General features: G+C 72.2%; 17 protein-coding genes and 1 pseudogene. 6 read left to right on the top strand and 12 right to left on the bottom strand.

Translation table 11 applies throughout. The features are described from left to right. Positions 1-42 precede the first annotated feature (42 nt). Positions 43-561: an EF-hand domain-containing protein gene (locus MTF65_RS01510; RefSeq protein ID WP_243626327.1), complete on the top strand. Its 519-nt coding sequence runs from the start codon at positions 43-45 to the stop codon at positions 559-561. 77 nt (positions 562-638) lie between these two features. On the opposite strand, the pseudogene fusA reads toward MTF65_RS01510, so the two are convergent. Continuing rightward, positions 639-2768: pseudogene (gene fusA, locus MTF65_RS01505) on the bottom strand (elongation factor G). Positions 2769-3125: 357 nt separating this feature from the next. Then, the gene (locus MTF65_RS01500; RefSeq protein ID WP_243626326.1) at positions 3126-5255 is read right to left on the bottom strand and encodes a SpoIIE family protein phosphatase; all 2130 of its coding nucleotides are present in this window, start codon (positions 5253-5255) and stop codon (positions 3126-3128) included. A 354-nt stretch (positions 5256-5609) separates the two neighbouring features. On the opposite strand from MTF65_RS01500, the gene dnaK reads away from it, so the two are divergent. Both dnaK and grpE read left to right on the top strand, forming a co-directional pair. Then, positions 5610-7496, top strand: coding sequence for a molecular chaperone DnaK (dnaK, locus tag MTF65_RS01495; protein WP_243626325.1), 1887 nt, complete (start codon positions 5610-5612; stop codon positions 7494-7496). Next, on the top strand, positions 7493-8125 hold the full coding sequence (gene grpE / locus MTF65_RS01490; RefSeq protein ID WP_243626324.1) for a nucleotide exchange factor GrpE: 633 nt from the start codon (positions 7493-7495) through the stop codon (positions 8123-8125). Before dnaK ends, grpE begins: the two co-directional genes overlap by 4 nt. Here the strand turns inward: grpE and MTF65_RS01485 are convergent. From MTF65_RS01485 to MTF65_RS01470, 4 genes are all read right to left on the bottom strand, one after another. After that, a complete protein-coding gene (locus MTF65_RS01485; protein ID WP_243626323.1) occupies positions 8095-8589 on the bottom strand; it encodes a hypothetical protein in 495 nt (164 codons plus the stop codon). The genes grpE and MTF65_RS01485 overlap by 31 nt on opposite strands. Before the next feature lie 45 nt (positions 8590-8634). Beyond that, complete coding sequence (locus MTF65_RS01480; RefSeq protein WP_243626322.1) at positions 8635-9669, bottom strand: SCO0930 family lipoprotein; 1035 nt, start codon at positions 9667-9669, stop codon at positions 8635-8637. A 145-nt stretch (positions 9670-9814) separates the two neighbouring features. Continuing rightward, positions 9815-11230, bottom strand: coding sequence for an NADH-quinone oxidoreductase subunit NuoF family protein (locus MTF65_RS01475; RefSeq protein ID WP_243626321.1), 1416 nt, complete (start codon positions 11228-11230; stop codon positions 9815-9817). Between the two features lie 29 nt (positions 11231-11259). Further along, on the bottom strand, positions 11260-12387 hold the full coding sequence (locus MTF65_RS01470) for a hypothetical protein (RefSeq protein ID WP_243626320.1): 1128 nt from the start codon (positions 12385-12387) through the stop codon (positions 11260-11262). Positions 12388-12843: 456 nt separating this feature from the next. Here MTF65_RS01470 and MTF65_RS01465 point away from each other — a divergent pair, with 456 nt between their 5' ends. Then, on the top strand, positions 12844-14046 hold the full coding sequence (locus tag MTF65_RS01465) for a CdaR family transcriptional regulator (protein WP_243626319.1): 1203 nt from the start codon (positions 12844-12846) through the stop codon (positions 14044-14046). A gap of 79 nt (positions 14047-14125) precedes the next feature. On the opposite strand, the gene MTF65_RS01460 is transcribed toward MTF65_RS01465, so the two are convergent. From MTF65_RS01460 to MTF65_RS01435, 6 genes are all read right to left on the bottom strand, one after another. Beyond that, positions 14126-14947 carry an RNA polymerase sigma factor gene (locus MTF65_RS01460; protein ID WP_243626318.1) on the bottom strand — a complete coding sequence of 274 codons (822 nt, stop codon included), beginning with the start codon at positions 14945-14947 and terminating at the stop codon, positions 14126-14128. 310 nt (positions 14948-15257) lie between these two features. Next, positions 15258-16634, bottom strand: a complete 1377-nt coding sequence (locus tag MTF65_RS01455; RefSeq protein ID WP_243626317.1) for a DUF1996 domain-containing protein — start codon at positions 16632-16634, stop codon at positions 15258-15260. Between the two features lie 9 nt (positions 16635-16643). After that, entirely contained in the window at positions 16644-17339 is a 696-nt protein-coding gene (locus MTF65_RS01450) for a DUF4142 domain-containing protein (RefSeq protein ID WP_308407083.1), read from the bottom strand. 222 nt (positions 17340-17561) lie between these two features. Further along, the gene (locus MTF65_RS01445) at positions 17562-17990 is read right to left on the bottom strand and encodes a universal stress protein (RefSeq protein WP_243626316.1); all 429 of its coding nucleotides are present in this window, start codon (positions 17988-17990) and stop codon (positions 17562-17564) included. Between the two features lie 45 nt (positions 17991-18035). Next, positions 18036-19547: an APC family permease gene (locus MTF65_RS01440; RefSeq protein WP_243626315.1), complete on the bottom strand. Its 1512-nt coding sequence runs from the start codon at positions 19545-19547 to the stop codon at positions 18036-18038. Between the two features lie 59 nt (positions 19548-19606). Continuing rightward, positions 19607-20203: a histidine phosphatase family protein gene (locus tag MTF65_RS01435; protein ID WP_243626314.1), complete on the bottom strand. Its 597-nt coding sequence runs from the start codon at positions 20201-20203 to the stop codon at positions 19607-19609. 71 nt (positions 20204-20274) lie between these two features. Between MTF65_RS01435 and MTF65_RS01430 the strand changes: the two genes are divergently transcribed. Both MTF65_RS01430 and MTF65_RS01425 read left to right on the top strand, forming a co-directional pair. Continuing rightward, positions 20275-20769, top strand: a complete 495-nt coding sequence (locus MTF65_RS01430) for a hypothetical protein (protein ID WP_243626313.1) — start codon at positions 20275-20277, stop codon at positions 20767-20769. A 16-nt stretch (positions 20770-20785) separates the two neighbouring features. Then, a complete protein-coding gene (locus tag MTF65_RS01425) occupies positions 20786-21499 on the top strand; it encodes a YoaK family protein (RefSeq protein WP_243626312.1) in 714 nt (237 codons plus the stop codon). Positions 21500-21504: the final 5 nt, after the last annotated feature.

Here is a 21504-nt window from a genome sequence, read left to right as displayed (position 1 = left end):
CGCCGGCCGCCGGCCGGTTCCGCCGCAGGTGAAGGGGACGACATGACTGCCGAGAAACTGCCGCTCGCCGACCGGATCTTCGACCTGCTGGACACGGACGCAGACGGGAGGCTGGTCGAGGGGGACTACCGGGCCGGCGCGGAGCGGCTCCTCCAGTCGTACGGCATGGGGCCGCACTCGCCGAAGGGCCGGGCTCTGATCGAGGCTCAACTCGCCCTGTGGGAGCGCGAGGCCGAGCTGATGGACCGTGATCACGACGGCGCGATCACCCGCGAGGAGTACCGGACGTGGTTCACCTCCGAGGATGCGCCCGGCCAGGTCGCCCCGGAGCTGCTCGCCATGCTGCACGCTCAGTTCAACGTGGCCGACAAGGACGGGGACGGGAGGCTGGACCTCCAGGACTTCGCGGCGTGGAGAGAGCTGAGCGGCGTGTCGGCGCGGGCCGCCGCCGCGGCGTTCGCGCTGATCGACTCCGACGGGGACGGCGCCGTCGTCTGGGACGATTTCGTCGCCGCGAGCCGGGCACACGGCCTGCCCGCCCTGCTGTTCGGCCAGGTGTGAGCGTCCGGGCGGGCCCTGCCCCCGGCCGCCGCGGCGGTCGGGGGCAGGGCCCCTCATGGGCCCCCTCGTGCTGGGCCCTAGCCGGACAGGACCGCGGCGGACACCGCCGCCGGGACGGGCGCGTAACCCGTGGGCCGGGCGGTGAAGGTGCCCCGGCCCTGGGTCCGGCTGCGCAGCCGGGACGCGTACCCGAACAGTTCGGCCAGGGGCACGGCGGCGGTGATCACCGTGGTTCCGGTCCGCGCGGCCGAGCCCGAGACCCGTCCGCGCCGCGCCGCCAGGTCGCCGAGCACCCCGCCGACCGCCTCGTCGGGGACGGTCACCACGACTTCGACCACCGGTTCCAGCAGCTCCATCACGCTGACGCGCAGGGCCTCGCGCAGCGCGAACCGGCCCGCCGCCCTGAACGCCATCTCCGAGGAGTCCTTGGGATGCGTGGCTCCATCGGTCAGGGTGACCCGCAGACCGGTCACCGGATGGCCGCCGAGGGGACCCTCGACGAGCGCGTCCCGGCAACCCGCCTCCACCGCGCGGATGTACTCCTGCGGTACGCGGCCGCCGACCACGGACGACCGGAACACGAACCCGCCGCCGCTGTCGGTGCCGCTGCCGGTACCGGTGCCCGTGTCGGTGTCCCGCTCCAGGGCCTCCACGTCGAGGACCACATGGGCGAACTGACCCGCGCCTCCGTCCTGTTTGACATGCCGGTACACCAGTCCGGACACGCCGCGCGCGACCGTTTCCCGGTAGGCCACGCGCGGGCGGCCGACTCCGATCCGCAGCCCGTGGCTGCGGCGGATCTTCTCCACCGCGACCTCCAGATGCAGCTCCCCCATCCCCGACAGCACCGTCTGGCCGGTTTCGGGGTCCGTCCGTACCGCCAGGGACGGATCCTCCTCGACCAGCCGGGCCAGCGCCGACGCCAGCCGGCCGGTGTCGGTGCTGGTCTGTGCCTCGACCGCCACGGACACCACCGGTGCGGCCACCGTGGGCGGTTCGAGGACCAGCGGTGCGTCCGGTGCGCACAGCGTGGACCCGGCGCGGGTGGTCTTGAGCCCGACCACCGCGACGATGTCCCCGGCCACCGCCTGCTCCATCTCGGCATGGCGGTCGGCCTGCACCCGTAGGATCCGGCCGATCCGCTCGGTGCGGCCGGTGCCCGCGTCCAGCACGGTGTCTCCCTTCCTCATCGTTCCCGAGTACACGCGCAGGCAGGTCATCCTCCCCGTCGCCGTCGCGTTCACCTTGAAGGCGAGCGCGGCGAACGGCGCCGCCGGGTCGGCGACGCGCTCCCGCACCGCCGACCCGAGGGTCCCCCGTACCGGCGGCATGTCGGCGGGCGAGGGAAGGTAGGCCACGATGGCGTCCAGCAGCGGCTCGACGCCGCGGTTGCGGTACGCCGATCCGCACAGCACGACCACACCTTCGCCGCCTCACGTCAGATCGCGCAGCGCGGCCGCCAGCGTGGGCGCGGAGAGCGCCGACGTGGCGCAGTACTCCTCCAGCGCGGCCGGATGGAGCTCCGCCACCTGTTCGTCGAGCAGCCGGCGGCGCCGTCGCGCCTCGTCGCGCAGGTCCTCGGGTACGGTGCCCACCTCGTAGGCGTCCTGCCCGGCGCCCCAGATCAACGAGCGCATGCGGACCAGGTCCACCACACCCGTGAAGCCGTCCTCACGCCCGATGGGCAGTTGGACCACCAGCGGAACGACGTTCAGCCGTTCCCGTACGGACGTGACGGCCGCGTCCAGGTCGGCGCCGACGCGGTCCATCTTGTTGACGAACGCGATGCGCGGCACTCCGTGGCGGTCCGCCTGGCGCCACACCGACTCGCTCTGCGGTTCGACCCCCGCGACGGCGTCGAACACCGCGACCGCGCCGTCGAGGACGCGGAGCGAGCGCTCCACCTCGTCGGAGAAGTCGACGTGCCCCGGGGTGTCGATCAGGTTGATCCGGTGGCCGTCCCAGCCGCAGCTGACGGCCGCGGCGAAGATGGTGATACCGCGGTCGCGTTCCTGGGTGTCGAAGTCGGTGACGGTCGTGCCGTCGTGGACCTCGCCCCGCTTGTGGGTGGCGCCGGTGGCGTAGAGGACGCGTTCGGTGAGGGTGGTCTTGCCGGCGTCGACGTGCGCGAGGATGCCGAGGTTGCGGACGGCGGCCGATGTGTCGGCGAACGGGGTGTGCCGGTGCGTGTGCTGGTGGGTGCGCATGGCCCGGGGCCTTTCTGAACGATCGGGAAAATCGGGAAAAGGGCAGCGCGATTTCCGGACGAAACGGCGTGAGCGACCGCCGCCGGGACACACCCGGGTACGTGGGGTCGGCTCAACTGCCGGAATGTGAAAGGGACTTCGTCTCTTCGTCTCGGACGTCCGGTGACGGCCGCGCGGCCGTCACCGGGAAAGGGGAGACACCAGGATCACGTCGTACCGCGACCGGGGAACGAAGACAGCGGTGCGGTAGCACACGGTCCGGCTCCCCTCACTCGACGAATGGGCGCACCGCGATCTCGTCTTGTGGCGGCGCGCAAGGGCGAGTGTATTGACCGGGGTCCCGGTCCGGCACGGGAATTAATCCGCCGGCCGCTCCTCCTGGTCCCGCCCCTCCTGGTCCGCCGATGCCGTCAGGGGGCGGGTGCGGGCGATGAGAAGGGCTACGTCATCGCGGTCGTCCGGCCGGCGGAGCTCGCTCAGGAGCAGGTCACAGGTCATTTCGAGGGGGCGCCCCGGGTCGCTGAGCAGGGTGGTGAGGACCTGTAGGCGGACGTCGATGTCCTGGTCGCGCGTTTCGACGAGACCGTCGGTGTACAGGACGAGTTCGTCGCCGATGCCGAGGTCGAGGACGGTGGCCTCGAAGGGGACGCCGCCGACTCCCAGGGGTGCTCCGGTGGGCAGGTCCAGCAGCTCGGGCGGCCGGCCCGGCCGGGTCCGTACGGGCGGCAGGTGGCCGGCGCTGGCAATGCGGCAGCGGTTGCGGTGGGGGTCGTAGACGGCGATGACACAGGTCGCCATGGTGTGCCCGAGGCCGGTGGTGGTGTGGTCGAGGCGGGTCAGGACCGCGGCGGGGTCGAGGTCGAGCTCGGCCAGGGTGCGGGCGGCGGTACGGAGTTGGCCCATGGTGGCGGCGGCGTTGATGCCGCTTCCCATGACGTCCCCGACGACGAGGGCGGTCTTGCCGTCGGGCAGCGGGATGACGTCGAACCAGTCGCCGCCGACCTCGCCGACGGCCGCTGCGGGCTGGTAGCGGTAGGCGATCTCCAGGCCCGGAGTGGGGGTGGGCTGGTGCGGCAGCAGGTGGCGTTGGAGGGTGAGGGCGGCGTGGCGCTGCTTCTGGTACCAGCGCGCGTTGTCGATGCAGACGGCGGCGCGGGCGGCCAGTTCGCCCGCGAGCAGGACGTCGTCGTGGTCGAACGGCAGTGGATTGTCGGTGCGTTGGAGGCCGAGGACGCCGATGACCTCACCGCGGGCGATCAACGGCACGGCGAGGTACGAGTGGATTCCGGCCTCGACGAGGAGGGCGGCGGCGTCGGCGTCGCGGGCGATGCGGGCCAGGTCCTGGTCCGAGACCTGTTCGACGAGGATGCTCCGGCCCGTACGCACGCACTGGGTGACCAGCCGGGTGGCGTCGTACCGCGCGAGTTCCCCGACCGGGTCCGCGGCCAGGGTGGCGGGGGTGGGCCGGGCCGCCTTGACGGCGAGGGCGCGGAACCGCACGGACTCGCCCCTCGGGCCCCCGGGCGGGTGATCGGCCGCGAGGACGGAGTCGAGCACGTCGACCGTGGCGATGTCGGCGAGGGCCGGGACGGCGATCTCACCCAGTTCCCGGGCGGTGACGCCGAGGTCGAGGGTGGTGCCGATGCGCACGGAGGCGTCGGCGATCAGGGCGAGCCGCTGCCGCGCCAGGGCGACGGCGGTCGCCGACTTGTGCTGGGCGGTGACGTCCACGATGGAGGCAGCGACTCCTATGGCCCGCCCGGCCGTGTCGTCGAGCCGGTAGAGCGAGACCGACCAGGCGCGGTCCTGACCGGGATCGGCGGGGGTGCGGCCGGTGGTGAACTGGTTCAGCTGCGGCAGGCCGCTGGCCAGGACCTCGCGCATGGCCGCCTCGATGGGTTCGGCGTCCAGCTGAGGAAGGGCCTCGTGGACCTGTTTGCCGAGGTGCTGGTCGGCCGGCAGGCCGTTGAGGCGTTCGAGCGCCGGGTTGACGAGGACGTAGCGGAGGTCGGTGTCGAAGACGGCGAGACCGATCGGCGCCTGGGAGACCAGCCGCATCGACAGCGCCAGATCACGCTCGACGCGCCGCAGGGTGGCCTGGTCGGAGGCGATTCCCAGGGCGTAGCGCCGGCCCCGCTGATCTTCGAGGCGCATGTTGCGGAACTCCGCCAGCCGCGAGCTGCCGTCCTTGTGCCGCACGGGGAACACCCCGGCCCACGATCCCGCGCCGGACATCACCTTCTCGAAGAGGGACATGACGATGTCCAGGTGCTGCTCGTCCACGAGCAGGCTCGCCGCGAACCGGCCCAGCGCCTCCTGCGCGCTGTAGCCGAACAGCGCCTCGGCCTGGGGGCTCCACAGCGTGATCCGCCCCTCTTCGTCGAGGACCACCGCCGCGACGCCCAGCACGTCGAGAAGGCCCGGCCCGGCGGAAGGGCCGGCGTGGCCCGTGTCCGGTTCGGCCCGGGAGGCGTCCGCCGTACTCATGCCGGCCCCTCCTTCCCGTCCCCGCGTGAGAGAGCGCTGGGGCTTCCCGCTCCGTTCAAGACCACCCAGCACGCGACCCGGGGTGTCTCCCATCGTCCCTCCACTCCACACGACCGGCAGCCGCACCGGTCACGGAGGCGTCGTTCGCATCGGTCGCGTCTGTCACGTCCGGGACCGTACGGCACCGGGGCCGCGTGCGGGTCCCGGCGGCCGGGCCACCCGCGCGCTGTCACCCCAACGGTCGGTGGGGGCGGCCCGTCCGGGGCGGCCGGTGGCCGTGCGGACAGGGATGTATATGCGGAGACATCTGGGTAAATGATGTAAATAAGATAGAGAACCGAAGGGAGCAGGGCCATGGCACGCTCGGTCGGTATCGATCTCGGGACGACGAACTCCGTCGTCAGCGTCCTGGAAGGCGGCGAGCCGACCGTCATCCCGAACGCGGAGGGTGCCCGGACGACACCGTCGGTGGTGGCCTTCAGCAAGGGTGGCGAAGTGCTCGTCGGCGAGGTCGCCAAACGGCAGGCGGTCACGAACGTGGACCGTACCGCCCGCTCCGTGAAGCGGCACGTGGGCGACCCGGAGTGGCGGTTCCCGGACAGCGGGGACATCGACGGCAAGCGCTACACCGCGCAGGAGATCTCCGCGCGCGTGCTGCAGAAGCTCAAGCGCGACGCCGAGGCGTACCTGGGCGAGGACGTGACCGACGCGGTCGTGACGGTGCCCGCCTACTTCAACGACTCCCAGCGCCAGGCGACGAAGGAGGCGGGCGAGATCGCGGGCCTGAAGGTGCTGCGGATCGTCAACGAGCCGACCGCCGCCGCGCTGGCGTACGGCCTGGACAAGGAGAACGACGAGACCGTCCTCGTCTTCGACCTCGGCGGCGGCACGTTCGACGTGTCCCTCCTGGAGATCGGCGAGGGCATCGTCGAGGTGAAGGCCACCAACGGTGACACCCACCTGGGCGGCGACGACTGGGACCAGCGGATCGTCGACCACCTGGTGAAGCAGTTCAAGAACGGCTACGGCATCGACCTGTCCAAGGACAAGATGGCCGCGCAGCGACTGCGCGAGGCCGCCGAGAAGGCGAAGATCGAGCTGTCGTCGGCCACCGAGACCAACATCAACCTGCCCTACATCAGCGCCTCCGCCGAGGGCCCGCTGCATCTGGAGGAGAGGCTCACCCGTACCCAGTTCGAGCAGCTCACCGCCGACCTGCTGGAGCGCTGCAAGAACCCGTTCCACGAGGCGGTGCGGGATGCCCATATCAAGATCTCCGACGTGGGCGATGTGATCCTGGTCGGCGGCTCCACGCGCATGCCGGCCGTCACCGAACTGGTCAAGGAGCTCACCGGGAAGGATCCGCACAAGGGCGTCAACCCGGACGAGGTCGTCGCCATCGGCGCCACCCTCCAGGCCGGTGTGCTCAAGGGTGAGGTCAAGGACGTCCTGCTCCTCGACGTGACCCCGCTGTCCCTCGGCATCGAGACCAAGGGCGGCATCATGACCAAGCTCATCGAGCGCAACACCACGATCCCGACCAAGCGGTCCGAGATCTTCACGACGGCCGAGGACAACCAGCCGTCCGTGCAGATCCAGGTCTACCAGGGCGAGCGCGAGATCGCGGCGTACAACAAGAAGCTCGGCATGTTCGAGCTGACCGGCCTGCCGCCGGCCCCGCGCGGCGTCCCGCAGATCGAGGTCTCCTTCGACATCGACGCGAACGGCATCATGCACGTCACGGCCAAGGACCTCGGCACGGGCAAGGAGCAGAAGATGACCGTCACCGGCGGCTCCGCGCTGCCGAAGGACGACATCCAGCGCATGATGCGCGACGCCGAGCAGCACGCCGAGGAGGACCGGCGCCGCAAGGAGGCCGCCGAGACCCGCAACCAGGGTGAGCAGCTCGTCTACCAGACGGAGAAGTTCCTCAAGGACAACGCGGACAAGGTGCCCGCCGAGGTCAAGACCGAGGTCGAGACCGCGATCACCGAGCTGAAGGACAAGCTCAAGGTCGAGTCCGGCGCCGGCGACAACACGGCGGAGATCCGCACGGCGACCGAGAAGCTCGCCGCGGTCAGCCAGAAGCTCGGCCAGGCCATGTACGCCGCCGCCCAGAGCTCCCAGGCCACCGAGGGCGCCCCCTCCGGAGGCACCGGGGGTGAGGGCAAGGCCGCCGATGACGACGTCGTGGACGCCGAGATCGTCGACGAGGACACGCCGAAGGGAGGCGCCGGATGAACCGGCCGGACGACCCTCAGCACCCCGACCTCAGGCGTACCGAGCCCGTACCCCCGGTACTCGTCCGGGACCGGAGGCGCGGCGAGCCCCTCGCACTGACACCGCGCAGGCCCACCGCCGGCCTGGACTCCGGACAGGGACCGGCTCCCGCCGCGGCTCCTGAGGCGGACGAGCGTGTCCGCGGGCTGGAGGCCGAGCTCGCCGAGCGCACCGAGGACCTGCAACGGCTCAAGGCCGATTACGACAACTACCGCAAACGCGTCCACCGTGACCGCCTCGCCGTCCGGGAGGCGGCGGTGACCAACGTCCTCACCGGCATGCTGCCCGTGCTCGACGCCGTCGACCAGGCCCGCCGAGACGGCGATGCGTCGCCCGGACTCGACGCTGTCGCCCACACCCTGGAATCCCATCTGGCGCGCCTGGGCCTCCAGACCGTCGGCGAGCCCGGCGAGCCCTTCGACCCCCGGATCCACGAGGCGGTGGCCTCCGCCCCGACGACCGGCGCGGCCACCCCCACCTGTAGCGGGATCCTGCGCCCCGGCTACCGCGTCGGCGCGCATCTGCTGCGCCCCGCCCAGGTGGTGGTGGCCGAACCGCGCTACGACGGTCCGCTGCCGCCGTCGGAGTGATGCGCGTGGGAGCCGTCGTGGGAGGCGCCGTGGGAGGCGCCGGATTCGACGGTTCCGCCGAGCCGCTCCCGCAGGGGTGCCAGGGCGTCGGCCGAGGCGGCGACCACGACCCAGCGGTTTCCCACGAGGTAGGTGCCGCCGTAGGTGCGGGACTCGTCCAGCCACGCGCGCTGGCCCTGGTCGGCGGCGAAGGTGAGCATGCGGTACGAGTCCTCCCCCGCCCCGCACGCGCCCTCGCGCAGCTCCTCCGCGTCGACCATGATCTCGGCCGTACAGCCGAGGACGGCGGCGATGTCCTGGAGGGTGGCGGGGCGGACGGACGAGCTCGGGGCGGGGGCGTCCGTGCCGGCCCGGGGGGCCGCCGGCGTGTGCTGCCCGGCGCATCCGCCGCAGACCAGTGAAGCGAACATCACGGCGACACAGGGCAGCACGTGGCGGGTGGTGATACGGGGTGTACGGGGCACGTCTCCCTCACAGGGTTCCGGGGCTCGGTCGAGGCTCGGGGCGGACTATCCGCCGGCGGGGACCTTCTTGCCGCCCGCGGTGACCGCGAACCACAGGCCCTGCTTGTTGTGCCCGTTCGTCTGACCGGGCTCGGTGTCGCCGGTGAACAGGTAGACCGGCCAGCAGTCGATCGTCAATTGCTCCGTTCCGTCGGGCCGCTTCAACGAGCCGACCAGTCCGGCCGGAATTCCGGACGCCTTCGCCTTGTCCACGGGTGCGGCGGGCTTCCAGGTGTCCAGGCAGGCGCCGACGCAGGCCGACTTCATCGGCCAGGCACTGTCCTTGTCGAATCGGTAGAGCGTGCGCCCCTTGGCGTCCACGAGAATTTTCCCGAGTTTTTCATTGGCGGTGAGGGAGAGCTCTGCGCCCGCCTTTCCGGTTTTATCTCCCTGCTCTTCGCCGCCCTTCTGGGCACTGTCCTTCTGGGCACCGCCCTTCTGGTCGATGGCCTTCTTCCCGTCGGCCGCCAGCGCGTGCCATGTACCGCCGACTCCTTCGCCCTTCGCGTCACCCGCCTGCGTGTCCTTGGCGTAGCGGTAGACGGGCCAGCCCGCGAGGGTCAACTGCTTGCTGCCGTCGGCCCGGACGACCTCGCCGAGCAGGCTCGCGTCGATGCCTTCGGAGGCCGAGGCGTCGGCCGCCGGCACGGCCGGCCAGACCTCGGCACAGTCCCCTTCGCAGGCGGACTTGGGAGGCTTGGGGGTGTCCTTGTCGAAGCGGTAGAGGGTGGCCCCGGCGTTGTCGGTGACCACGCTGCCCACGTCCGGGATGTCCCGCACGGCCAGCTGTCCGGCCGGTCCGGTCTTTCCGGCGGCGGAGCCGGAACCGGAGCCGGCCGAGGGATCCGCACCGCTTCCGCCGGAGCCGTACGCGGAGCCGTATTCCGCTCCGTATCCGCTCCCTATGGCCTTGCTGTCACCGGCCGGCTGAACGGAATTGGCGTTCTTCGAAGCACTGCTGTCGCCCAGTCCGCATCCCGCCGCCAGCATGATTACCGCGGCCACGGATCCGGCTGCCATCCCACGACGCTTGTTCTTCACGATCACTCCTTCGAGTTCCATCCGGTGCTTTCGTGTACTGCCTTATTCATAGGACCTGCGGGGCCCCTGGAATTCGGATCACCGGGAATTTGTCAGATCGCGCCAAAGGGTGAACTCGAACCGGCGGCGGCCGTTCACCGGGAGGTCATTCCTGAATACGCAGGGCGAGCGCGGGACAGCGGCGCACCGCGCGGAGCGCCTTGGGCCGCAGCCGTCCGGGAACCGCCATGACCGCCTGGGCGGGGAAGCCGTCGGCGTCCAGCCGCACGACATCGGGCAGCAGGTCCACGCACAGCCCGTGGCCCTTGCACAACGTCCAGTCCACGACGAGCCGTTCGGGGTTCTCGTCGGCCGGCAGCGGCAGGGCTCCGAGGACGCGCCGCCCGCAGCCGCTGCCGAGCGCGTGGTCGCGCAGCTCGTCCGGGAAGACGGCGAGCGCGGACGCCACGAAGGAGGAGGTGCCGTCGGGATGACTGCACGCGCCCCGGCGGCGTACCGCGCGCATGCGCGCCTGCACCGCTTCGAGGGCGGCCCGCCCTCCCCCGGCCACCATGTTCTCGACCGCGTCGGCGAGCGAGGGGAGCCCCCTGACACACGGCCCGCACTGGCCCGCGGACTCGTCCGCCATCCAGCGGGTCACCCGGGCCACTTCGCCGGCCGGGCAGGTGTCCTCGGGCAGCGGCAGCACCGCCCCCGCCCCGAGTACCGCGTCGTACGCGGCCAGCGACTGCCGGGACAGCGCCGCGGAGCGCGCCGCCGCGGGGGCCAGCCACCGTCCGTGGTAGCCGCCGACCAGCACGCCCTGGCCCGGGCCGGACCCGCACAGGTCCAGGACGTACGCAAGCGAGGTCCCGATCGGCACCTCGACGACCGTGGATCCGCCGACCGTCAGGAGCATGGTCCCCGGCTCGCCCGGCAGTCCGGCGGCGTTGTAGCCGGCCGCGCCGAGCCGGGCGGCGACGGCGAGCTGCGCGTAGGTCTCGGTGTTGGAGAGCAGGGTGGGCAGCCCGCCCAGGCCTCGTTCGCTGGTCCGCACCTTCTGACCGGACGGCAGCGCGGGGCCGCCGTCCAGCCCGTTGATCATCGAAGTTCCCTCGCCCGTGACGAATCGCTCGGGAAGCCGGGTGACGCGGACCCGGCTGCCGACCGGGCCCCGTTCGGCGACGGCCTCGCGCAGCGACCGCTCCACGTCCTCCCGGGTCACTCCGACGACCACGTCCTCGGCGCCGAGCGCGGCGGCGGCCAGCAGGGCGCCGTCCAGTACGAGGTGCGGGACGTGCAGCAGCAGGGCTTTGTCCTTGAGGCAACTCGGTTCGCCCTCACTGGCGTTGACGACGACGGCGGTCCGCCCGTCGCGCGCCCGCGCGGACCGGGTGACGGCCCGGAGTTTGCGGGCGAAGGGGAAGCCCGCTCCGCCGCGGCCCCGCAGGTCGATGCCCTCGGCGAGCTCCACGAGCTCGTCGGGGCTGTACTGGGGCAGCGCGCCGTGCACGGTCAGGTGGCCCACTCGGTCGAGCCGCGCGGCGGTGTCGAGCCCCGCGAGCAGCCTCGGCTGCCCCACGCAGCCGAGGGTCGGAAGCGGCACGCCGCTCACTGGCGCCCCCGGAGCCCGTCGAGGGGTTCACCGGGCCGGTCGTCCGCGGCGAGTCCCCGTCTGCTGGAGATGAACACCGAGGAGTACTGTGCGACGGCCTCGGCCGCGAACGAGGACCGGGCGGCGGGCTGTTCGGCGCCCCGGCCCTGGGGCAGGCCGATCGGCAGCGGGGCCGGCGGGTCGAGAGGCTGAGCGGGCGGCGCGTAGGAGGGCTCGGCGGACTCGTAGACGGGGCGCCATTCCAGCTGCTCCGCCAACCGCGCGGTCAGACGCGCCCCGGACTCCTCCGCCGGCTGCCGGACGAAGGGCCGCGGGGTCCGGGGCGGCCCCTGCCGCCCCGGCGCCTCCGGAGCGGACGGCTGCGCGGCGGCCGGACGGGCGGGCGCCGCGCGCAGCCTTGCCCGGAGGCGGACTGCGAGCACCGCCGCCACGCCGATGAGGCTCAGGCCGTACGCCACCGTCACCCAAGCGCTCGCGGGGCGACCGGCCTTGAGCCCGTGTACCAGGGACGCGCCCCACGCCGGGTACGCGCCCATGTGGAGGGCCCGCCACCACATGGACCGGCCCTTGGTGGCGAAGGCGCTGCGGACCGCGCCGGAGACCGCGACCGCGACGAAGAAGTAGCCGGCGAGGGTGCCGAGACCGATGAGGACGGGCTTGTTCCGGTCCGCGAGCGGCAGGAATATGGACGCGGCCCCGGTATGCGCCTCCGCCACCTTGACCCAGATGTGCAGGGCGAGGAATCCCAGCCCCGCGACGGCGAGGCCGCGGTGGGCCCCTTGGGCCAGGAGCCGGTGACCCGACGTCAGCAGGGTGCGGTCCGTGGCCGCCAGGCCCCACAGGACGGCGGAGGTCAGCGAGACGAGCGAGAGTACGCCCGCCCCGTAGTCGAGGAAGTCCCACAGACGTGTCAAGGCGCCGGCCCGGGCCGCCACGGCCAGCGACAACAGGGCGGCGAGGGCGCCGAGGGCGAGCGCGGCGGGGCGCGGGCCGCCACCCGCGGACAGCAGGGGCGCCCGGCGGAAGGCCCGCCGCCCGGCGGCCGCCGCGGGCGGCGCGCCGGCATGGCGTCTGGTCCGGCGGGCCCGATGAGAGCGGGGCATACGGGTCAGGGGCAGGGGCATCGCGTTCTCCATACGCCCAGGTCCGAGCACTCCACCTCGCACTCGGCGCCCGGGGCAGTCGTCGGAACTGCTCCGCGGCGGGCGGGAGATGGGTGCCTCGCCGACCGGGAGCGGGGGCCGGAGTGCAGAAGCATCGTGGACCTTCGCAACGTCTCCATAGTATTTATCGAATCGTGACAACTTCTGGCTCGCGCGGCATCATCACCCCAGCACCCCCGGAAGATTCCGTTCCAGCGGTGCGGTTGCGACCTGGTTGACGCCTCGTCCGCCGCCACACCTCCCCGACGGCAAATTCGAGGTAAAGCTGCGGGACTGCAAGTGGATGGCAGGCTCCTGAAAGGAGTAGAGGTTCTCAACTCCCCCGTCGGCACTGGCGCCGGCGGGGAGGGAGGCGGCCTCGACAGGCTTGTCGCCCTTCCACGGGACAGGCCATACCCCGGCATGAACGAGGTAACAATGTGCGAACTTCTGAACCGCATCTGGTCCCGCCCCCGCGGGGAATGGACCCGGGTCCTGCGAAAGGAACTGCCGGCGCTCGCCGCCGGGATAGTGGAGGAGCTCCGTGAGGGGATCCCCGGGTTCTCCGAGCTGCTGGAGGACGTCGACGACGAGGTGGTCAGAGAGCAGGTGGAGGCGGGCCTGCTCACGGTCCTCGGGTACCGGTCCGCGGCGCCGCAGCAGCACGACCGGCAGGACCGGCACGCGGAGCACGATCGGGTCCCGGACCGCGGCGGGAACGCCGACGAGCCCCGGCATCACGACCCCCACGGCGCTCCGCACGGGGACCCCCGCCCCGATCCGCGCCGGCGGACGCACCCGGCCCCCCTCAAGGTCGTTCCCCCGGAGGGACTCTGCACCGTACCCGAACGTGCCCGGCGAGAGCTCTTCGCCGTCCTTACGGGTGACATGAGCATGTCTGAAATTGCACTTGCCGAACTCTCCCGGGCCGCCGGCTGGCCCCTCCCCTCCGAAATACGGGTCATCGCCCTCGCCAGCCCCGGCGAGACCCAGCAGCTCGCGGCCCTCCTGGACGACGGCCTCGCCGGCATGGTCGGAGCCCAGCCCTGCATGCTGGTCCCGAGCCCCGACCCGGACGCCCGTTCCGCCCTGGAGGCCGCGCTGCGCGGGCGGTTCGCCGCCGTCGGACACGCCGTCCCGCTCCGGGACACCGCCTCCTCGCTGCGCTGGGCCCTGCGGCTGCTCTCCCTCACTCCGGCCCGCGCCGGCCTGGACGCGCGGGCCATCTTCGTCGACGACCACCTCTCGACACTGCTGCTGTTGCAGGACGAGCCCCTGGCGCACGCCCTGGCCGCCCGCTGGCTGCGCCCGCTGGCGAACCTGACACCGCGCCAGAGCGAGCGGCTCGAAGTCACCCTCCTCGCCTGGCTGGAGGGCGGCGGCGCGCCCGAGGCCGCGAAGGCGCTCAGCGTCCACCCCCAGACCGTGCGCTACCGCATGCGACAGCTGGAGAAGCTCTTCGGACCCGGACTGCGGGACCCCCGTACCCGCTTCGAACTGGAAATGGCCCTGCGCAGCCGCCGTCTCCTGGCCCAGGTACGCCGCCAGAACTCCCGGGTGGGCCGCAGGGCGCGCCCCGTGACGACCGACTTCCGGCCCCCGCTGGGCGTGGGGCGCATGGCCCGCGTCAACGGCCTGTAGCAGCCCGGACCACCCGCCCTCCCCGGCCTTGCCCCGGCCCCTCCCCGTCATCCGGCGGGAGGGACCGGGGCCGCCGTGTTTACCGCTCGACGAGTACGGCGCGGCTGCCGGCGCGCAGCGCGGCGTTGAGGTCGAGCAGCTCGGCGTACGCCCGGGCGCACGGTCGGCACGCCGCCAGATGGCGGGCGAGGCCGCGGCCGCCGGGCGCCCCGCGGCGCCGGATCGCCGCACCGAGTACGGCGCCGTAGTGGCGGCACCGGTCATCGGCCGCCGCGTCCAGGTGGGCGCTCAGGTACGCCTCGCGCAGCCCCTCGCGGGCGCGGAAGGCCAGCGAGGTGACGGCGCTCGGGGTGATGCCCAGCAGCAGGGGGACGTGGTGCGGGCAGTCGTCCTCCACGAGCGTGTGCCACAGGACGGCCTTCCAGCGCTCGGGCAGGGTGTGGAAGGAGCGGGCGACGAGCCGGCGGTCCTCGCTGTCGAGCAGCTGGCTCTGCGGATCGCCGCCGGCCGGCCCCGGCCGGCACCAGGCCTCGACATCGGGAGTCAGCACGGTCCGGCCGTCGCCGGCCCGCCACTCGCCCGCCGTGTGACGGACCACGGCCAGCAGGTACGGCCGCCAGTCGTCCCGGGGGCCCGCACCGGACCGGACGGCCTGGAAGGTCCGGATGAACGTTTCGGAGACGAGGTCCTCGGCGTCCTGCGGGGCCCGGCAGCAGGCGCGGGCGGCCGCGAGGACGGCGCCGCGGTGGCGCCGGTACAGGACATCGCAGACGGTCTGGTCCACCGCGCCGAACGCGAAGGACCGTCTGAGCTGCCGGGTGAGGTCCCGGTCGGAGGGCGGCACGGCTGCGGCGGCGGCCCCTTGGCGCGGACCGGCCGGGGTGTGACGAGAGCCGGACATGACACTCCTCGTGTGGTCGAGGGCCCGCGGGCCCCTTCGGGCGGCGGTGACACGACGGCGGCGCGGCGGCAACGCGCGTGCGCGGTGCCGGTCCGAAGTCGGCTTCGGACCGGCACCGCTCTCGGGGCGACGCCAGGGAGGTGGGAGGGGGGCGCCGCCCCGAGGTCTGGGCGGATCGATCGGTCAGAGTTCCCGCATCAGGCGGTCACGCGGGGACGCGGTCAGGCGGTCGGCGGTGAGGCGGTGAGGCGGTGAGGCGGTGAGGAAGTGAGGCGGTGAGGAAGTGAGGAAGTGAGGCGGGGCAGACTGGTCAACGGCACGCGCGTCCACCGTTGATGCAGCCGACCGCGTTGGCCATCAGCCCGTTCGACATGACGTTGATGAAGTCGCCGTGGTCGGTCCCCGGCTTGTGCAGCTGCTCGGGGAAGCTGTCCACGGCGAACTTCGAGCCGGCCGGCACCGCGTACGTGATCCGCTGCACCAGTTGGGGGATGGCCTTGAAGCCGGCCGGGCAGGAGCCGTTGCGGTCCGCGAAGGCCACATGGGTGCGGTGGTTGGCGCTGTCGGTGTTCTTGCCGTCCCAGCAGCTCTGGAAGTTGAACGTGCGCACCACGTCGCTGCCCTTGGGGCAGACCGGGTACTTGTCCTTGAGCTGGCGGTTCTCGAATCCGGTGCAGCTCCACGACGCGTTGGCGTTGCCCGGGCCGTTGGTGAGCGCCTTGGCGTCGCCGGTGATGATCCGCAGGAAGCGCGGCATGGCCGTGACCTTGCCCGCCGGGCTGCCCTTGAACTCGATCGTCACCTGCTTCGGCTGCAGGATGGTGCCCACGTTGGCGTCCTTCCCGCCGCCGGGGGCGTTGGCGTCCTTCTCCGCCCGGCCGTCCCGCAGCCGCAGCACCGGCCAGTAGTACGTGGACTGGTCGCCGTTGGTGCAGGTGGTCCCGGACGCGGCGAGGCTCTTGTTGGTGGAGAAGGCGTCCGCGGTCTTGTTGCCCACGTAGTCGTGCATGTGGTGGGCGCCGTTGCTCACGCCGGGGGCGACGATGACGTTGTCCGGGTTCAAGTGGCGGTTCTCGTTGCGGCCGCACTGCACGACGAAGGATCCGGTGGACGCGCCAGTGCGGGCGGCGGGCTTCTTCACGTTGGGCCGGATGGAGCCGATCGCGACGAAGTCACTGCGCGCCGGGCCGCCCTTGGCCGCCTGCGGTGTGGCGCTCCGTGCGGCCGCGCTGCCGCCGCCGGCCTCGTCCGCCGGGTCGGCGGCCGCCGCCTTCTTCATCGTGCAGGCACTGAGCGGCTCCAGTCCCCCGGGGCGCTCGGCCGTGCGTGCGATCGCGTCGGAGATGCGGGTGATGGTCGTGCCCCGCTCCTGTTTCAGTTCTCCGAGCAGGGCGTCGCCGCTGGCCCCGCCCGAGGACAGGCGCTGGTAGGCGTCGGCTATCTGGGTGTCCAACTTCGCCAGGTTCTCGTCCACTTCCTTCCGTGCCTCGTCGGGGACGGCGCGCAGCTGGTCTCCCACGTCGGGGCAGTCGATGGTCGCGGTCACCGGCGCCGTACGGGATCCCTGCCCCGCGGAGGCCCCCTGGGCGACGATCACGACCCCGCCGCCGCCGAGTACGAGGGCGGACACCACGGCGAGGGCTTTGTGGGCGGGCTTGAGGCGGCGTTTATGGCCCTTTTGGCTCATGCGATCACTTCACTTCGTCGGTCGGGAAATGGTGGAGGGGGCCTGCGAGGCGTCCACGAGGCCGTCGAAATCGACCAGCCCGCTGTCCTCGAGGACCGAGATGTGGTCCAGAACGGTGACGTTGGCATCCGACGCCAGGGCCCGCACCATGGAGTTGCGCGTCTGCGCCCGTACTTGGGCCACCAGCGTGAACACCTTGCCGTGCGCCCGGCGCAGCAGCTGGATGAACAGCAGCTCGTACTGGGTGCCTTGGGCACGGTCCAACTGGGCCAGCCAGTCCTGTTGTTGGGCGCTGGGCTGGTTGGGCAGATCGACGCCGAGGGCCTGGCCCACTTCGATGACCCGCCGGTCCAGTTCGGTGTGTCCTTCGACGAGATGCATCCCGGCGGTACGCACCGTGGGACGCGCGCCGCGCTGCAGAGCCTGCCGTCCGGCGGGCAGTTCCCACAGTCCGGCGAGCCGCACCTTGCGGATGAAGTCCCGGTCCTGGGCGGTCAGGGGCCCGAAGGCGGTACTCACGGTCCCGGCGCCGTCGTCCTCTCCGGCCGGAGCCGTGGCGGCGGCGGCGCTTCCGCCGAATTTCTGTACGGGTATCAGCAACGCGATCAACGTGAAGGCGAGCGCACCGATGACGATGCCCGTGGCGATCACGTGTCTCGACGCGAGCGACATGCTGCCGACGGTCGACCGGCGGAATGACAGCACTGTGCCTCCTTGACTGCTGGGCCGGGAGGGGCTGCGGGGTCCCAAGGTCCGGCCGTCATGCCGTGTCCACCCGCGCTCCCGGGTGGCAAGGGACGCTAGTGCCAGTTGTGGTGCCCTTGTCGAAGCACCATCACGAACGGACAAACATCCGGGCAATACCTCGAAAGACTGGTACCGTGCCGCCGCCCGGCCCGCACGCCGGTCCGAAGTGCCCCACTGCGCCTAGGAGTTGGGCTCGCGCTCCGTCGGCACGCACAGGACGGGGATCGGCGAGAGGTGCAGCAGCTTGTGCGGTGTGGAGCCCAGCAGGGCGCCGCGGATCGGGCTGTCGCCCCAGCTGCCGACGATGATGACGCGGGCGTTGTGGCGTTCGGCGGCGGCGAGCAGGGCCTGGGCCGGCTTCTCGTCGACGACCTCGACCAAGGAGGGGACACCCGCCTCGTCGGCGGCCGCGACGGCGTGCGCGAGGGCGGCGCGCCCCGCCTGGCGGACGGCCTCGCGGTGGGCGCGGTACTCCTCTCCGGCGGCGCCGGGCGCGGCCGCGCCGTAGACGAGGACGAGGGGCTCGCCGAAGGCGGTGGCCACTTCGAGCGCCACGTGCAGGGCCCGCTCCGCGCCGGGCGATTCGTCGTATCCCAGGACCACGGACATCGGGGGCTCCTTGTCGGGAACTCTTCTTCGGGCTTCGGGGACTCTTCAGGACTTCCCGCCGTGGACGAGTTCCGGGTCGGCGACACCCCGCCGCTCCTGCCAGAACCGGCCGTCCCGCACCCGCCAGTAGCACATGAGGAGCACACCGGCCACCGCGATCCCGATCCCGATGACCAGCGGCGGGCCCAGTCCGATCCAGGAGACCCCGCTGGCCGAGTTCTCCGGATTCGACATGTCGGTGACCGACTCGGCCAGCAGCCACGCCAGCAGGCCGGCCCCGACCAGCGGCCCGACGCCGATGAGCAGGAAGTTGTGCGGGCTCTCCAGCAGGTGACGGCGGTAGTAGATCACGCAGGCCAGGCCGGTGAGCGCGTAGTAGAAGGCGATGAGCAGGGAGAGCGCGGTCAGGGAGTCGAGGAGCGCGTTCTCGCTGATCTGGTTGACGACGAGGTACCAGGCGATGGCGATGCCGGCCACCCACCAGGTACTGACGTCCGGGGTCCGGAAGCGCGGGTGGATGTGCGCGAGCGGCGGCGGCAGCGCGTGGCGGCGGGCCATGGACAGGGCGGTACGGGAGGCCGGGATGATCGTGGTCTGGGTCGAGGCGAGCGCGGAGGTGCAGACGGCGAGGAGCACCATCCAGTCCCAGCCGCCCATCACCTCGTGCGCGAGTACGGCGAAGAGGGCCTCCTCCTCGCCCGCGTTCTCCGCGAGGAAGGCGGTCCCGGCGTAGCTGACGACGGCGAAGCCGACGGACACGTAGGTCACCAGCAGGACGACGGTCGACCAGACGGCCGCCTCGCCGGGCGCGGTGGCGGAGTCCTCGACCTCCTCGGTGAGGTTCACCGCGGACTCCCAGCCCCAGTAGATGAACACGCCGAGCAGCAGGCCGCCGGTGAGGGCGGTGCCGCCCGCGCCGAAGGGGTTGAGCCATGCGAAGGACGGTTCGATGGAGTCGAGGGTGCCGGTGCCGGCGTACACGCGGTAGATGGCGACGACCGCGAAGGCCAGGAGGAAGAAGACCTGGGCGAGGATGAGGATGTCCTGGAGGTGGGCCGACAGTTCGGTGCCGATGACGCAGATGGCGGTCATGACCAGGATCACCACGACGGTGAGGGTCTGCCGGATCAGCGCGTTCGCGGCCCAGCTGTCGAGACCGGCGGCGAGCAGGCCGAACTGGACGGCGACGTCGGCCAGCGAGCCGATGACCAGGACGCCGGTCATGGCGATCGCCCAGCCGCCGAGCCAGCCGGCCCACGGGCCCATGGCCCGCGTCACCCACGAGAAGGTCGTCCCGCAGTCCTGGTCGACCTTGTTGAGGTAGTAGAAGGCGGCGGCGATCAGCAGCATCGGTACGAAGGACGCCAGCATCACACCCGGCGCGTAGATCCCGGCCAGCGCGACGATCGGGCCGATGACCGCGGCCAGCGAATAGGCGGGCGAGGTGGAGTTCAGGCCGATGACGAGTGCGTCGAGGAACCCGATCGCGTTGGCCTTGAGTCCCGCCTCCGCCGCAATCGCGTTCTCCGGTCCGCCACCGGCACCGTCGTGGGGCATGTACGCATCCTGGCGCACCCGGCGACGCCGCGCACGGCGGGATCGGGCGACCGCGCCGCTCAGGGCTGGATGTTCCAGCCCGCGATCACCGGAAGGCCGTGCTCGGTGGACAGGACGCTGACCGTGCCGGTGCGCAGCATGAACAGGCGGCCGTCCTCGGGCGGCAGGCCCAGGTAACGGGCGGTCAGGACGCGCAGGAAGTGGCCGTGTGCGACGACGACTGCGTCGCCGCCGTCCGCGTCGCGCAGCACCGGCGCCATCCGGGCCAGGGCGCGGTCCGCGCGGGCGGCGACCTGGGCGGCGCTCTCGCCGGGGTGCTCGGCGTCACCGGGCGGGACGCCGTCGCTCCACAGCGACCAGTGCGGCCGGGTCCGCTGGATCTCGGCGGTGGTGACGCCCTCGTAGCCGCCGTAGTCCCACTCGTACAGGTCGGGATCGGTGACGCCGTCGGCGAGCCCGGCGAGCTCCGCGGTGGCCACGGCCCGGCGCAGCGGGCTGGTGAGCACCAGGGCCGGGTGCCGGTCCCGGAAGTAGGGGGCCAGCGAGATGGCCTCCTCGACGCCGTTCGGGGTCAGCGGCACGTCGGTTCGTCCGGTGTGCCGCCCGTCGGCACTCCATGCCGTCTCGCCGTGCCTCACCAACAGCAGGTCACTCACCCTTCGGACCATATGCCCTCCGGCATGTCGGTGCCGGAGGACCCCGGCGGGGCGTGTCACTGTCGGGCGTCATGGATGTGAGCACGTTCTACGCCTTGTTCTCCGCCACCTGCTTCACCCTGGTCGGGCTCTGGTGGAATGTGGTACAGAGCCATCCGGAGTGGCTGCGCGTGCCCGCCCGGCGGCGGGTGGTCGGCGGCATCTACCTGTCGTTCCTCCTGCCCGCGCTGATGGGTCTGTTCGCCCAGGTGGGTGGTGTCGAGCAGCCCGGGATCTGGCGGACCGGGTTCGTCGTGGTCGCCGTGGTCGGGTCCGCGTCCACGCTGCGGCTGCTGTCCCGGGAGCGCGCGGAGGGCGGTGGCGACGACCTGCGGTGGCGGGGGCTCGGGGTGGCCGTGCTCTACGCGCTGATCGCGGTGGTGGGTGTGGCGCCGGAGATCGCGGATGTGGTGAACCTGCGTCCGATCCAGGCCGAGGCGCTGCTGCTGATCCTGCTGGTGGTGCTGGCGCACAGCCTGGTGTGGCGGTTCATGGCCGGCGAGGGCCGGTCGGCGGAATCGCGCTGAGGTGGGCGCGTGGCCGGTGCGGCCGCAGCTGGTCGCGATGATGGTGGTGCTGACCGTGGCCACCGGCCTGATCGAGGCGATCAGTCTGCTCGCCCTCGGGCCGGTGTTCACCGCGATGCAGACCGGCAATGTGCTGTTCCTGGCCTTCGGGGCGACTGCCCAGGGGAACCTGCCGACGCTGGCGCCGGCGGTCTCGCTGGCCTCCTTCGCCGTCGGGGCGGTCTGCGGGGCCCGGCTGGAGTCGGCCTCCGAGATCCGGGGGCGGCGCTGGTTCGTCATCGGCCTGGTCGTCGAGGGCACGCTGATCCTGGTCGCCGCGGGTGCCGGCTGGGGTGTGGCGCCGCGCTACGGGTCGCCGGGCGGGCGGCATCTGGTGGTGGCGGCGGTGCTTGCGGTGGCGATGGGGTTTCGGAACGTCAGCAGCATGCGGGTGAACGTGCCCGGGGTGCCGACCACGCTGGTGACCCGGTCCATGACCTCCTTCCTCGGGGGTTCGATGCTGGGCCAGGACAGCGCGTTCGGGTACGGCACGGCGGCGTGGCGGCTGCGCGCGCTGGCGGTGCTGGCCATGTTCACGGGAGGGCTGGCCGGGGCCCTGCTGGTGCGGGCCGGCTGGACGGTGAACTGGCTGCTGACCGTGCCTGCGGCGGTGGTGCTGGCGGTGGCGGGCGCGACGTACGTGAGCCAGCCCCCACTGCACACGGGGCAGCCCCCGCCGGTAGGCCCGTGAACCGG

Source organism: Streptomyces sp. APSN-46.1 (assembly GCF_022815725.1).
Lineage (GTDB): Bacteria > Actinomycetota > Actinomycetes > Streptomycetales > Streptomycetaceae > Streptomyces.
This window is presented reverse-complemented; position numbering and strand designations above follow the sequence as displayed.

Coding starts and splice junctions, on each gene's coding strand:
- dnaK (WP_243626325.1), top strand. CDS start 5,610: ATGGCACGCTCGGTCGGTATCGATCTCGGGACGACGAACTCCGTCGTC.
- MTF65_RS01470 (WP_243626320.1), bottom strand. CDS start 12,387: ATGCCCCTGCCCCTGACCCGTATGCCCCGCTCTCATCGGGCCCGCCGG.
- MTF65_RS01465 (WP_243626319.1), top strand. CDS start 12,844: ATGTGCGAACTTCTGAACCGCATCTGGTCCCGCCCCCGCGGGGAATGG.
- MTF65_RS01510 (WP_243626327.1), top strand. CDS start 43: ATGACTGCCGAGAAACTGCCGCTCGCCGACCGGATCTTCGACCTGCTG.
- MTF65_RS01440 (WP_243626315.1), bottom strand. CDS start 19,547: ATGCCCCACGACGGTGCCGGTGGCGGACCGGAGAACGCGATTGCGGCG.
- MTF65_RS01500 (WP_243626326.1), bottom strand. CDS start 5,255: ATGAGTACGGCGGACGCCTCCCGGGCCGAACCGGACACGGGCCACGCC.
- MTF65_RS01455 (WP_243626317.1), bottom strand. CDS start 16,634: ATGAGCCAAAAGGGCCATAAACGCCGCCTCAAGCCCGCCCACAAAGCC.
- MTF65_RS01430 (WP_243626313.1), top strand. CDS start 20,275: ATGGATGTGAGCACGTTCTACGCCTTGTTCTCCGCCACCTGCTTCACC.
- MTF65_RS01445 (WP_243626316.1), bottom strand. CDS start 17,990: ATGTCCGTGGTCCTGGGATACGACGAATCGCCCGGCGCGGAGCGGGCC.
- grpE (WP_243626324.1), top strand. CDS start 7,493: ATGAACCGGCCGGACGACCCTCAGCACCCCGACCTCAGGCGTACCGAG.
- MTF65_RS01460 (WP_243626318.1), bottom strand. CDS start 14,947: ATGTCCGGCTCTCGTCACACCCCGGCCGGTCCGCGCCAAGGGGCCGCC.